Consider the following 13139-nt stretch of genomic DNA (forward strand, 5'->3'; position numbering starts at 1 on the left):
ACACACAACGTACCGATCAGGAACAGGAGGGGAAGATGTCCAGAGTTGCGGTGGTGACCGGTGGAACGCGAGGCATTGGCGAGGCGATCTCGATCGCGCTCAAGGCGGCCGGCTACAAAGTGGCTGCAAGCTATGCCGGCAATGACGAAGCGGCCGCGAAGTTCAGGGGAGAGACCGGCATTAACGTCTACAAGTGGGACGTGTCGAGTTACGACGCCTGCGTTGCAGGTCTGAAGCAGGTCGAAGCCGATCTGGGCCCGGTGGACGTGTTGGTCAATAACGCCGGTATCACCAAGGACGGCATGTTCCACAAGATGACGCCGGACCAATGGTATGGGGTCATTAACACCAATCTGAACTCGCTGTTCAACATGACGCGGCCGGTGTGGGAAGGAATGCGTGAGCGCAAGTTCGGCCGCGTGATCTGCATCTCCTCCATCAATGGCCAGAAGGGCCAGATGGGCCAGGTCAACTACTCCGCCGCCAAGGCGGGCGACATCGGGTTCGTCAAGGCGCTGGCCCAGGAGGGAGCTCGCTCCGGCATCACCGTCAACACGATCTGTCCCGGCTATATCGCTACCGAGATGGTCAAGGCGATCAACCCGGAAGTCGTGGCCAAGAACATTCTTCCCCTGATCCCGGTCGGCCGTCTGGGCGAACCGCACGAGATCGCACGCACGGTCGTGTTCCTGGCATCTGATGATGCCGGTTTCATCACGGGCTCGACGATATCCGCCAACGGCGGCCAGAGCATGGTCTGAGCCGCCGCCATGTCGATGCAGCCACGAGGGGATCTCACGACACGAACGCTCGCCCTGCCGGCGGATGCGAATCCGAGCGGCGATATCTTCGGTGGCTGGGTGCTTTCCCAGATGGACATCGCCGGAGGAATTCATGCCGGACAGCGTGCGCAGCGGCGTGTCGCAACGGTTGCGATCGAGGCGATGCATTTCATCAAACCGGTGCATGTCGGAGATGTCCTCTGCGTCTATGCCGCGGCCGAACGTGTCGGGCGTACGTCGGTGGCGATTCGCCTGGAGGCCTGGGCGCTGCGCAGTCGGTTGGGGGACCGGGTCAAGGTGACGGAGGGCATCTTTACGTTCGTCGCGCTCGACGGCGAGGGACGTCCTGCGCCGATCGCGCCTGATCGACAAGAGGAAGCATCTCGACCGTCAACTCCGCTTCAAACCTGACACTGCACCAACAACCGATGAAGGAGAGGAAATGTCCGACAGCAAATCAAGATCAAACGAGGCCGACTGGGGCTTTACCGGGTTCGACTTCGCCAAGCTCATCGAGTCTTGCCAGATCAGCGGCGTCGACATGATGGCCTTGATCAACACCGAGAAGAAGAACATCGATGCGCTCATCGAGGTTAATCGTTCGGCATATGACAGCTGGCGAAGCCTGATGGCTCAACAGACCGAGGTTTTCCAGGAAACCATGAAGGCGATCGCCGCCGAGGCAAGCGTCGAATCTGTCGCGGGACGCCGCACTGAAATAGCCAGGCAGGGATTCGAGAAGGCCCTGGCCAACATGCGCCAGCTTGCCGAGACGGCGGCCGATTCCCAGAAGCAAACGATGGAAATATTGCACCGCCGCTTCGAGGACGGAATGGCGGCCACGCGCAATCGCAGCGGAAGCGCGTGAAGCCACTCACAGCTCAAGGCAGCAAGGGATCGGTCGCACCGGCCTTTCGCACGAAGAAATCAAGTCGAGGAAACACGATGGATCAGGATCTGAGGGAAGCCGCACTCGAATATCATCGCCTGCCGACGCCGGGGAAGATTTCCGTCGTGCCGACGACATCAATGGCAACGCAGCGCGATCTGGCGCTGGCGTATTCGCCCGGCGTGGCGGAGCCCTGCCTGGTCATCGCCAAGGACCCCCTGCAGGCCGATGAACTGACGGCGCGCAGCAACCTCGTGGCCGTCGTCACCAACGGCACCGCGGTGCTCGGTCTCGGCAATATCGGCCCGCTGGCAGGCAAACCGGTCATGGAGGGCAAGGCGTGCCTGTTCAAGAAGTTCGCTGGAATCGACGTATTCGATATCGAACTCGCCGAGGAGGATCCTGACGCGCTGGTCGAAACGATCGCCAGGATGGAGCCGACCTTCGGCGGCATCAACCTGGAGGACATCAAGGCGCCGGAATGCTTCTACATCGAACAGAAGCTGCGCGCCCGGATGAAGATTCCTGTCTTTCACGACGACCAGCACGGCACCGCGATCATCGCGGCGGCGGCGATCCTCAACGGGCTGAAGCTGGTCAAGAAGGACATCGCGGACGTCAAGCTGGTTTGCTCCGGCGCCGGCGCCGCGGCGCTTGCATGCCTCGATCTCATCGTCAGTCTTGGATTGCGACACGATCGTATCATCGTGACCGACGCAAAAGGCGTTGTCTATGCGGGCCGCACCGAGGGCATGGATGACAACAAGGCGCGCTATGCGGTGAAAACGGATGCGCGAAAGCTGGACGAGATCATTCAGGACGTGGATATCTTCCTCGGCTTGTCGGCCGGCAATGTGCTGACATCAGACATGGTCAAGAAGATGGCGCGAGATCCCCTGATCTTCGCCATGGCCAACCCGATACCCGAAATCATGCCGGAGGATGCGCTGGCGGTCCGCCCCGACGCGATCATCGGGACGGGACGTTCCGACTACCCCAACCAGATCAACAATGTGCTGTGCTTTCCGTTCATCTTCAGAGGCGCGCTGGATTGCGGGGCGACCACGATCAATGAGGAGATGAAGCTCGCTACGGTCCGCGCGCTCGCGGATCTGGCGATGACGGAGGTGCCGGAGGTGGTCGCCGCCGCCTATAAGGGGGAGGGGCTGCGCTTTGGCCGCGACTATCTCATTCCCAAGCCGTTCGACCCGCGGCTCATCGAAATGATCGCGCCCGCGGTGGCCAAGGCAGCCGCCGACACCGGCGTCGCCAGGCGTCCGATCGTCGATATGGAGGCCTATCGTCAGAAACTCGGCCGGTTTGTCTACCAGTCCGGCAACGCGATGCAGCCGGTCTTCTTGGTGGCGAAGGGAAGCGGCAAATCGCTGCTTCTGGCGGAGGGCGAGGATGAGCGCGTGCTGCGCGCAGCACAAGTCATTGCCGACGAAAGGATTGCCAGGCCGCTGCTTCTCGGCCGGCCCTCGACGATCGAAGAGCGGATCAAGGCTTTCGGTCTCCGGCTCAAGCCAGGCAGCGATTGCGAGATCATCGATCCACATGATGCGCAGGTCTATTCCAAGTGCGCGGAAGTGTACCATGCGCGCAGAAAGCGCGATGGCGTGTCGGCCGCGCTGGCCCTCTCGGAGACGCGAAGCGATGCGACGGTGCTGGCGTCGATCCTGCTCGAGAGGGGCATCGGCGATGCAATGCTGTGCGGGGTCATCGGAAGGACCGCCAATCACCTCACCGCCATACGCCACGTGATCGGGACCCGGGACGGTGTGCGCACGCTCGCCGTGATGCAGATGCTCATTCTCCCAAAGCATCAGCTGTTCATTTGCGACACGCATTGCAATCTCAATCCGACCGCCGAGCAGGTCGCCGATATCGCATTGCTGGCGGCCGCCGAGGTCAGGCGGTTTGGCATCACGCCGAGGGTGGCGCTGTTGTCGCATTCGAGCTTCGGCAGCTCGGCGGTCCCGGAAGCGCACAAGATGCGTGAGGCGCGCGCGATCATTCGCGAGCGGTCGCCTGATCTGTCCGTGGAGGGCGAGATGCGCGGGGATGCCGCGCTGTCGCAGTCGGTGCTTGATCACGAGTTTCCCGACAGCGATTTCGAAGGGCCGGCGAATGTGCTGGTGATGCCGAATCTCGATGCCGCCAATATTTCCTACAATTTGTTGCGGATGGCCGCAGGGCAGGGGCTGACGGTGGGCGGCATTCTGCTCGGGGCGGCGAAGCCGGCCCACATTCTCACGCCGTCGTCCACCGTGCGGCGCATCGTCAACATGGCTGCCGTCGCGGCCGCTGACGCCGTTTCGGAGCGAGCTTGATCGGGAAAGCGGTTGGACGAGCTGTGAACTGATCGGTCGAGGCCATCATGAGTGAGCTACAGTTGGGAACATCCCGCATCGTGATCGTCGGAGGCGGAGCCGGTGGATTGGAGCTTGCGACGCGCCTGGGCGACAAATACGGGCGCAAGGGAAAGCTCGACATTACGCTGATCGAGCGAAACCGCACGCATGTGTGGAAGCCGAAGCTCCACGAGATTGCCGCCGGGAGCATGGATATCGCCACCCACGAGGTCGACTATCTTGCGCAATCCTACTGGCATGGCTTTCGCTACCGGATCGGGGAGATGATCGGAATCGATCGGGATCGCCGTCAGGTGCTGGTTGCGCCGTATTTCGACGCTGAGGGCCGCAAGGTCACGCCGAAGCGGACCTTTGACTATGACGCGCTCGTCGTCGCCGTCGGAAGCCAGAACAACGACTTTGGCACGCCTGGGGTTGTGGACCATGCGATCAAGCTCGAATCACAGTCGGACGCACGGCGGTTCCACGAAAGAATGGTCAATGCGTGTATCCGCGCGCATGCCCAGTCGGCGCCCCTGGGAGCGCACCAGTTGAAAGTCGCGATCATCGGGGCCGGTGCGACCGGCGTCGAACTTGCGGCCGAGCTCCACAGAACGACGCGCGAAGTGGTGGCGTATGGCCTCGATCAGGTCGATCCCCAGAAGGACATCAGGATTACGCTGATTGAAGCCGCCGAACGGGTGCTTCCCGCCTTGCCCGAACGGGTTTCGAAAGAGACGGAGAAGTTGCTCGTCAAGCTGGGCGTCAATCTGCTGGTGGGCGCCAAGGTCTCCGAGGTCGGTGCCGACCGGGTAAACCTGACGGACGGTCGGACGATCCCCGCCGAACTGATCGTGTGGGCTGCGGGAGTCAAGGCACCCGATTTCCTGAAGGATATCGCTGGCCTCGAAACCAACCGCATCAATCAGCTCGTCGTGCGGCCGACACTGCAAACAACGCGCGACGACGGCATCTTTGCAATCGGCGACTGCGCGGCTTGCTCGTGGGGCGAGCGCGGCAATGTGCCGCCTCGCGCGCAGGCGGCTCACCAGCAGGCCTCTCATCTGTATTCACAGATTCCGCGCTATCTGCGAGGCGAGCCGCTCAAGGACTACCGGTATCGGGACTTCGGCTCGCTGGTGTCGCTCGGCGAATTCAGCACGGTCGGCTCGATGATGGGAGCGCTCGTGGGCGGTAACCTCGTCTTCGCAGGCATCTTCGCCAGGATGATGTACCTGTCTCTCTACAAGATGCACGAACACGCGCTGCACGGCTCGGTGAAGGTTGCGCTCGACACGCTGGCCCGCCTGATCACCCGGCGCACCGAGCCGCATGTGAAGCTCCATTGATATCGGGTCGCAAGCGGAGGGACGTCGTGTCGGCCGATGCAAGCTTGCTTGATGCGAAGACGCTGCGCCGAAGCTGGAGGGAATCCTGATGGATGTTGTGTTCCTTGCGCGCATCCAGTTCGCCGCCAATATCACGTTCCACATTCTGTTCCCCTCGATTTCGATCGCGCTGGGCTGGGTTCTGTTGTTTTTTCGGTTGAAGCACCTGCGCGCGACCGACCCGCAGCAAAAGCTGGATTGGCTGCGCGCCTACCGGCTGTGGACAAAAATATTCGCCCTGACATTCGCGCTCGGGGTCGTCAGCGGCGTCACCATGAGCTTTCAGTTCGGCACCAACTGGCCGGGCTACATGGAGCGCGTCGGCAATATCGCCGGCCCGTTGCTCGCATATGAAGTGCTCACCGCATTCTTTCTGGAAGCGGGCTTTCTCGGCGTCATGCTGTTCGGCCACCGCCGGGTCGGCGAGATGGTTCACCTGGGAGCGACCTTCCTTGTCGCGTTCGGTACGCTGATGAGTGCGTTCTGGATCCTGGCCCTGAATTCATGGATGCAGACGCCGGCGGGATACGAAATCGTCGATGGGGTGTTTCACGCCAAGAACTGGCTGGAGATTATCTTCAATCCCTCCTTTCCGTATCGTTTGGTCCATATGACGCTGGCATCCGCGCTGACCTGCGCGTTCCTGCTGATCGGGATCAGCGCTTGGCAGATACTCAAGGGCGTCGCGATCGACACTGCATCACGCGTGTTGCGGACCGGGCTCATCTTCGCTGCGCTGGCGGCGCCCGCGCAGATGGTGGCGGGCGATCTGCACGGACTCAACACGCTGAAGCACCAGCCGCAGAAGATCGCGGCGATGGAAGGCGTCTGGGAAACGACGCGCGGCGCGCCGCTTCTTCTGTTTGCGATCCCGGACGATGCGACGAGATCGAATCATTTCGAGCTGGCCGTACCGAAGCTCGCGAGCCTGATCCTCCGGCACGATCTTGAAGGTGAAATCAAGGGGCTGAACGAATTTCCATCGGCCCATCCGCCGGCCTTTGCGGTGTTCTGGTGCTTCCGGATCATGGTGGGGACCGGCATCCTGATGCTGCTGGTTAGCTGGATCGGCCTGTGGAGGCATTGGCGCGATGGCTGGGATTTCGCCCGGATGCCGCGGCCCATGCTCAAGCTGTTCGCCGGGATGACCTTTGCCGGCTGGGTTGCCACCATTGCCGGATGGTACGTCACGGAGATCGGACGCCAGCCCTTCATCGTCTCCGGTCTCATTCGAACGGCCGACGTTGCCTCACGGGTGCCGTCGTCAAGCGTTGCCCTGACGCTCGCAATCTACGTTGTGCTCTATCTGGCCTTGCTCGTGGCGTATGTCGGAGTGCTGAAATACATGTCGGAGATAGCGGAAAAGACCAAAGGCCCTATCACATCGAAAGACCATGAGGACGGCCCGCACCAGTATCAGCGCCGGGGAGAATTCGCATGATTTCGATGTCCTTCGATGAACTCCTTCCGCTCATCTTCATCGGCTTGATGGGGGTATCGCTGCTCGTCTACGTCGTGAGCGACGGATACGATCTCGGGGTCGGCATGCTCATGCATCGGGCGACGCCCGAGGAGCGGGACACCATGGTCGCGTCCATCGGTCCGTTCTGGGACGCCAATGAAACGTGGCTGGTCCTTGGCGTCGGCCTGCTTCTGGTAGCTTTCCCAAAGGCGCATGGGCTGGTCCTGTCGGAGTTGTATCTGCCGACCGCTCTCATGCTGGTCGGCCTGATACTGCGCGGCGCAGCCTTTGACTTCAGGGTCAAGGCCAAAACCAACCGGAAGGCGATGTGGGACCGCCTCTTCATCGCCGGATCGATGCTCGCCTCCGTGTGTCAGGGCTGGATGCTCGGTCGCTACATCAGCGGCTTCGGCGAGGGCTGGAACTATCCGATCTTTGCCGGCGCCATTGCGGTGGCGCTGCCGATGGCATACGCGCTGCTCGGCGCGACATGGCTGGTGATGAAGACCGACGGCCAGCTCCAGGACAAGGCGATCGAATGGAGCAAGATCGCCTGGCCGCCCATGGTCGTAGGCTTGATACTGATTTCGATGGCGACGCCTTGGATCAGCGAGACGGTTCGCGATAGGTGGTTTTCCTTGCCGGCGATGATTGCGGTGGCGTCGATCCCGATAACGGCGGGGATAGCGCTGCTGACGGTGCGCCTCCTGCTCGGCTCGCCCGCCGTGCGCGGCGCCCTGTGCTGGTTGCCGTTTGCCTTGCTTGTGCTCGTGTTCCTCCTGAGCTTCCTCGGCCTCAGCTACAGCATCTATCCCTTCGTGGTGATCGACAGGCTTACCGTCTGGCAAGCCGCCAGCAGCCCCGAGTCGCTCAAGATCATCCTGATCGGGGTGTGCGTCACGCTGCCTGTCATTATCGCCTATACCGGATTTTCCTATCGCGTATTCCGGGGCAAGACCATAGAGTTAGACTATGCATGAGCGGTCGTCCGTCGTGGCCGGCGCTCCTCGGATTTGTCTGGTTCCCGAGATGACGGACCTTCCATCGCTGGTGAACATCAAGGGGCGACCCGAAATCAGTTCGGTGGCGTCGGGTTCCACGCGTTGGCTTGTGCGCGGAGCAATTGCAGTCGCGCTGGTCGTTGCCGCTTCGTGGCTAGGATATGCAGTGGCTTTCCAGCGCGGACTTGACCATTTGCGCGCTGCCGCCCAGCAGCGGCTGGCCGTGGAAGCAGCCCGGCTCGACGGTCATCTTTCAAGATTTGAGTATCTGCCGTCTTTGCTCGAAACGTCCCCCAGCGTCTTCCAGCTGCTCGGGGCGCCCGGCGATTCCGCGTTGCGGCAAGCCGTCAGCCAGTACCTGAAATCGATCAATCTGCTGGCAGGAGCCGACAACCTCTATGTCCTCGGCGTCTCCGGCGAGACGCTGGCCGCGGCCGATTTCGACCAACCGGGCACGCCGTTTGGCGAGAACCTTTCCTACCGCCCATATGTGAGCGAGGCTCTCTCGAAAGGCAGAGGGGCGTTCTTTGGAGTCGGCATCACCAGCGCGCGCGCCGGCTACTATCTCTCCTATGCGCTGAAGGAGGGCGGGGTGACGAAGGGTGTCGCCACTGTCAAGGTCAACCTGGGCTCGTTCGAGCGCGCGTGGCGCGACATTGACAGCGATATTCTTCTGCTCGACGAGCGCCGGGTCGCGATACTTTCCTCTCGCGACGAATGGCGCTTTCGTCCAATGGAGCCGCTGTCGCTTCAGATGCGCGATGAGATTTCGCGATCCAAGCCATACGGAAACCACGAGCTGACGCCGCTCGGATGGACCTTTGCCGCTCAGTCCACGGATGGCTCTGCACGCGTCACCGCAGAAAACCGCGCCTACACCCTCAGCGAACGGCCGATCAACCACGGTCTGTGGAAGCTGGTCCTTCTCGACGATGAGGCGCCAATACGGCAGACTGCGCTCATCATCGGTGCGATGTCGGGTCTCGCCTCCATCGTTGCGTTGCTGGCGGCTGGTCTGGTCGAGCAACGCAGGCGAGCGATCAAGCAGCGCCTGGCCAACCAGGCGGCGTTGCAGGCGGCGAACGACATGCTCGAGATCCGGGTGCAGGAGCGAACCGCTGAATTGCGGGCTGCGCAGGATGATTTGGTCCATGCCGGCAAGCTCGCCGCCCTCGGCCAGATGTCGGCCGGAATCGTGCATGAACTGAACCAGCCGCTGGCCGCCCTGCAGACTGCCGCAGACAATGCGGTTCTGCTCGTCGACCGCGGGTTGATCGGCGATGCCCGCGGAAATCTCACCCGGATCGGCGAGTTGGTACGTCGGCTCGGACGCTTGACCAGTCAACTGCGGGTCTTTGCATACAAGTCGAGCAGCCCGCTTGACGCGGTCGCTGTCGAGCATGCTATGGCCGAATCCCTCAAGATCCTCGCCGCGCGCGTCAAGGAGACCGGAGTCGACCTCGTAACGGATATTGACGCGAATCTCTCCGTCGTTGCCGACCAGACGCGACTTGAGCAGCTGTTGTGCAATATCGTGGCGAATGCGCTGGACGCCGTGGAGGGCGCCGATCGGAAGTCGATCCTGATACGCGCGACCCGGGAAGAAGCGCAGACCGCCCGCTGCCGCATCGTCATCAGCAACAGCGGTCCTGCAATCGCGTCCGATGTTCTGCAGCGCATGTTCGAGCCTTTTGTGACGACCAAGCCTGCCGGCAAGGGGCTCGGTCTCGGCTTGATGCTCTCCAACCACATCGCGCGCTCCTTTGGTGGCGAACTGCGCGCACGAAACTTGACGCCGAGCGGCGCCGAATTCGTCGTGATCCTTCCATTGGCTGGCACATCAGAGACCTCGCATGGGCGATGACCAATCGATCGGCGTGATCTACGTCGAGGACGACAACGATGTCCGGATCGGTGGCGTTCAGGCGCTCGAACTCGCCGGGTTTTCCGTCTCGGGGTTCGCCTCGGTCGAGACCGCTGCTGGGTCCGTATCCGCTGACATGCCATTCGTCGTGGTCTGCGACGTGCTCCTGCGCGGCAAGAGCGGCCTTGAGTGGCTGTCCGATCTGCGCCGGCTGGATCAGGATCTGCCGGTGATCCTGATCACCGGACATGGCGATATTTCCATGGCCGTGCAGGCGATGCGAAATGGTGCCTACGACTTCATCGAGAAGCCATGTTCCTCGGAGCAGCTGATCTCGGTGGTGCGCAGGGCGGCCGAAAAGAGACGGCTGACCCTGGAAGTGCGCTCGTTGAGATCCGCTCTGGCGGACCGCCAGGGAATCGAGGCGAGCCTGCTGGGCCGGTCGCCGCAGATACTGGAAGTGCGCAGGCTCGTCTCCACATTGGCCGCGACCAATGTCGACGTCACGATCTATGGCGAAACCGGAACCGGCAAGGATGTGGTTGCGCGCTGTCTCCACAATCACAGCGGGCGACGCGGCGGCAATTATGTCGCGGTAAACTGCGGCGGCCTCCCCGAATCGCTGGTCGAGAGCGAGTTGTTCGGCCATGAGGTGGGCGCATTTACCGGCGCCACCCGTCAGCGTATCGGAAAGATCGAATATGCGAATGGCGGAACGCTGTTCCTCGACGAAATCGAGAGCATGCCGCTGAGCGTGCAGGTGAAGTTGTTGAGGTCGCTGCAGGACCGGTCGATCGAGCGCGTCGGCTCGAACAAGCCGATTTCCGTCGATTGCCGTGTCATTGCGGCCAGCAAAACGAATTTGCTCGAGCTGAGCGAAAAAAAGGTGTTTCGCGCCGATCTCTATTATCGCCTCGGAGTCGCATTCATCGAACTGCCGCCACTTCGCGAGCGGCGCGAAGATATTCCCTTCCTGTTCGAGCACTTCACGCTGGATGCTGCCAGACGGTTCGAGCGCGACGCGCCGCTGCTGGACGAGCAGACGCTGTCCGTCCTGCTGGCCTATTCGTGGCCGGGAAACGTACGGGAGCTCCGTAACGTCGCCGATCGCTTCGTGCTCGGCGTGCTCGACGGCAAGGCCGTCAACAAGCCCGGGTTCGGCGCATCGGACGTGTCGCTGCCTCGACAGTTGGAGAACATCGAGCGGTCGATCATCGAGGACGCGCTGCGGCGCAAGCAGGGCGACGTTCAGGCGACTGCAATGCTTTTGGGCATCCCGAAGCAGACGCTGTACGACAAGATCAAACGCCTTTCAGTGAATGTCGACGAGATCAGGGAAGGGACAATCGTTCGCACCGGATCCTGACGATCAAGCGAACCCTTGCGACGCCCTTGCGCAGGCTTGCGGGCCGGCCTCCGGCAGCTGGACGGACGTGGCGAGCGCGATGGGCACGACAACGAAGGGCGCCGGACAGAAGCGGCCCAAAACCGGAAACAAACGAAGCATTCAATTTGCTGAGTGAGGGGAAACGATGAATCGGCCATTCAATATGCCTGACGAGTTTGTCGAGGGATTCATGAAGGCGGGTGCGAGCCTGTGGCGGTCGCTGGGATGGACACCGAATGCCGATCGCGACGGCGCGAGCGTCAGCTCAGCTCTGAGTTCGTCGGGACGCATCGCCGAACTACAGGCTGAACATCTGATGCGTCTGTACCAGCTCACGGAAAACGTCTTCAAATCGGCGGCAGGAATGCAGACCGAGGCGGCCCTCGAACCTCTGCGCGGCGATCGCAGGTTCAACGCCACGGAATGGCGGGACAATTCGCTCCATAGTCTGCTGAAGCAATGCTATTTGCTGAATTCGCGCTATTGCACTGACTTCGTCGAAGCGCTGGATCTGGACGAAAAGGAAAAGCATCGGCTGCGTTTCTTCACGCGCCAACTCGTCGAGGCGATGAGTCCGACCAATTTTGTCGCCACCAATCCCGACGTCATCAAGCTCGCGACGGACACCGAAGGCCAAAGCCTCAAGGCAGGCCTGGACAATTTGATGTCGGATCTGGGCAGGGGCAGTCTGACGATCACGGACGAGGGCGCTTTCCAGGTCGGAAAGGACGTCGCGGCATCCAGGGGCGCGGTCGTATTCGAGAACGACCTGTTTCAACTGCTTCAATATGAACCGGCGACGGAGCAGGTGGCTGTGCGGCCACTGCTGATCGTGCCGCCCTGCATCAACAAATTCTACATTCTTGACCTCCAGCCGGCCAATTCCTTCGTCCGGTTTGCGGTCGAGCACGGCATGACGGTCTTCATCGTTTCCTGGCGCAACCCGGATGCCTCTTGCGGGCATTTTGGATGGGATGATTACGTCGAGCACGGCGCAATGCGTGCCATCGAGATCACTCGATCGATTTCCGGCGCCGACAAGGTCAATGTCGTCGGCTGGTGCGTCGGCGGAACCATCCTGTCGTCTGCACTTGCCATCCTTCGGACCCGAGGCGACGAATCGGTCGCCAGCGTGACGCTGCTGACGACCATGCTCGATTTCCGCGAACCGGGTGATCTCGGCGTATTCGTGGACGAGGAGAGCGTGCGACAGCGTGAGCAGACCATCGGAAATGGCGGCATCTACCGCGGCGCCGAGCTGGGGTTCGTGTTCCAGACCCTGCGTTCGAAAGAGCTGATATGGCCAAACGTGATCAATAATTATCTGAAAGGAAAATCGCCCGAGCGTTTCGATCTCCTGTTCTGGAATGCCGACGTAACCAATCTGCCGGGCCCGATGTACTGCTGGTATATCAGGAACATGTACCTGGAGAACAATCTCCGGGAACCGAACAGGTTGACGATGTGCAACACTTCAGTCGATCTGGGGCGGGTTGACCTGCCGGCCTATGTTCTGGCGACTGCCGAGGACCATATCGTGCCGTGGCGATCCGCCTATCGGACAACGGGCCTGTTCGGCGGCGATACTCGCTTTGTCCTTGGCGCAAGCGGCCATATCGCCGGTGTGATCAATCCGGCGTCGAAGAACAAGCGAAGCTATTGGGTGTCGACCAATCGGTGCGACGACCCGGCGACCTGGCTGGCCGGCGCCGATGAAAAGCCCGGCAGCTGGTGGAATGATTGGATCGCCTGGCTCAAGCCGCGGGCGGAAGAACAACTACCGGCGCGCACGCAACTCGGCAGCAACCTCTATCCTCCGGGCGAATCTGCACCCGGTCGATATGTGAAGGCGAAAGCCGACTGACAGCCAGCGTCTATGACGAGCGTGGTAGACGGCGTCATCACGCTGCTCTCATTCTATTGAGGTGTTTCCTCACATACGCTGACGTTGGAGCGCGCATGATCTCTTCAGTTCGCACTTGATCAATGCGGGCTTCATTGCCAGATCTGAT

10 protein-coding genes are annotated in these 13139 nt (G+C 61.4%); all 10 read left to right on the forward strand.

Annotated elements, in window-relative coordinates:
- The first annotated feature begins 35 nt into the window (after positions 1-35).
- The 10 genes from phbB (at position 36) to phaC (ending at position 12991) form a co-directional block, all read left to right on the forward strand.
- Positions 36-761: an acetoacetyl-CoA reductase gene (phbB, locus tag KIP88_RS06080; RefSeq protein ID WP_214486953.1), complete on the forward strand. Its 726-nt coding sequence runs from the start codon at positions 36-38 to the stop codon at positions 759-761.
- A gap of 9 nt (positions 762-770) precedes the next feature.
- Positions 771-1193, forward strand: coding sequence for an acyl-CoA thioesterase (locus tag KIP88_RS06085; RefSeq protein WP_214486954.1), 423 nt, complete (start codon positions 771-773; stop codon positions 1191-1193).
- 31 nt (positions 1194-1224) lie between these two features.
- A complete protein-coding gene (gene phaP / locus KIP88_RS06090) occupies positions 1225-1650 on the forward strand; it encodes a phasin family protein (RefSeq protein ID WP_214486955.1) in 426 nt (141 codons plus the stop codon).
- Between the two features lie 77 nt (positions 1651-1727).
- Positions 1728-4004, forward strand: a complete 2277-nt coding sequence (locus KIP88_RS06095; RefSeq protein WP_214486956.1) for an NADP-dependent malic enzyme — start codon at positions 1728-1730, stop codon at positions 4002-4004.
- A 47-nt stretch (positions 4005-4051) separates the two neighbouring features.
- Positions 4052-5374, forward strand: coding sequence for an NAD(P)/FAD-dependent oxidoreductase (locus KIP88_RS06100; RefSeq protein ID WP_214486957.1), 1323 nt, complete (start codon positions 4052-4054; stop codon positions 5372-5374).
- A gap of 88 nt (positions 5375-5462) precedes the next feature.
- Positions 5463-6854: a cytochrome ubiquinol oxidase subunit I gene (locus KIP88_RS06105; protein ID WP_214486958.1), complete on the forward strand. Its 1392-nt coding sequence runs from the start codon at positions 5463-5465 to the stop codon at positions 6852-6854.
- Between the two features lie 5 nt (positions 6855-6859).
- A complete protein-coding gene (cydB, locus tag KIP88_RS06110) occupies positions 6860-7855 on the forward strand; it encodes a cytochrome d ubiquinol oxidase subunit II (RefSeq protein ID WP_214487296.1) in 996 nt (331 codons plus the stop codon).
- A 49-nt stretch (positions 7856-7904) separates the two neighbouring features.
- Positions 7905-9740, forward strand: coding sequence for a sensor histidine kinase (locus tag KIP88_RS06115; protein WP_214486959.1), 1836 nt, complete (start codon positions 7905-7907; stop codon positions 9738-9740).
- On the forward strand, positions 9730-11106 hold the full coding sequence (locus KIP88_RS06120; RefSeq protein ID WP_214486960.1) for a sigma-54 dependent transcriptional regulator: 1377 nt from the start codon (positions 9730-9732) through the stop codon (positions 11104-11106). The genes KIP88_RS06115 and KIP88_RS06120 overlap by 11 nt, the downstream gene beginning before the upstream one ends.
- Positions 11107-11272: 166 nt before the next feature.
- Positions 11273-12991 carry a class I poly(R)-hydroxyalkanoic acid synthase gene (phaC, locus tag KIP88_RS06125; RefSeq protein WP_214486961.1) on the forward strand — a complete coding sequence of 573 codons (1719 nt, stop codon included), beginning with the start codon at positions 11273-11275 and terminating at the stop codon, positions 12989-12991.
- Positions 12992-13139: the final 148 nt, after the last annotated feature.

It is taken from the genome of Bradyrhizobium sp. SRL28 (genome assembly GCF_018596315.1).
GTDB lineage: Bacteria > Pseudomonadota > Alphaproteobacteria > Rhizobiales > Xanthobacteraceae > Bradyrhizobium.

What these genes read in the sequence shown, in the direction of transcription:
- KIP88_RS06100 (WP_214486957.1), top strand. Translation starts at nt 4,052, where the DNA reads ATGAGTGAGCTACAGTTGGGAACATCCCGCATCGTGATCGTCGGAGGC.
- KIP88_RS06115 (WP_214486959.1), top strand. Translation starts at nt 7,905, where the DNA reads ATGACGGACCTTCCATCGCTGGTGAACATCAAGGGGCGACCCGAAATC.
- phbB (WP_214486953.1), top strand. Translation starts at nt 36, where the DNA reads ATGTCCAGAGTTGCGGTGGTGACCGGTGGAACGCGAGGCATTGGCGAG.
- KIP88_RS06085 (WP_214486954.1), top strand. Translation starts at nt 771, where the DNA reads ATGTCGATGCAGCCACGAGGGGATCTCACGACACGAACGCTCGCCCTG.
- cydB (WP_214487296.1), top strand. Translation starts at nt 6,860, where the DNA reads ATGTCCTTCGATGAACTCCTTCCGCTCATCTTCATCGGCTTGATGGGG.
- KIP88_RS06120 (WP_214486960.1), top strand. Translation starts at nt 9,730, where the DNA reads ATGGGCGATGACCAATCGATCGGCGTGATCTACGTCGAGGACGACAAC.
- phaC (WP_214486961.1), top strand. Translation starts at nt 11,273, where the DNA reads ATGAATCGGCCATTCAATATGCCTGACGAGTTTGTCGAGGGATTCATG.
- KIP88_RS06105 (WP_214486958.1), top strand. Translation starts at nt 5,463, where the DNA reads ATGGATGTTGTGTTCCTTGCGCGCATCCAGTTCGCCGCCAATATCACG.
- phaP (WP_214486955.1), top strand. Translation starts at nt 1,225, where the DNA reads ATGTCCGACAGCAAATCAAGATCAAACGAGGCCGACTGGGGCTTTACC.
- KIP88_RS06095 (WP_214486956.1), top strand. Translation starts at nt 1,728, where the DNA reads ATGGATCAGGATCTGAGGGAAGCCGCACTCGAATATCATCGCCTGCCG.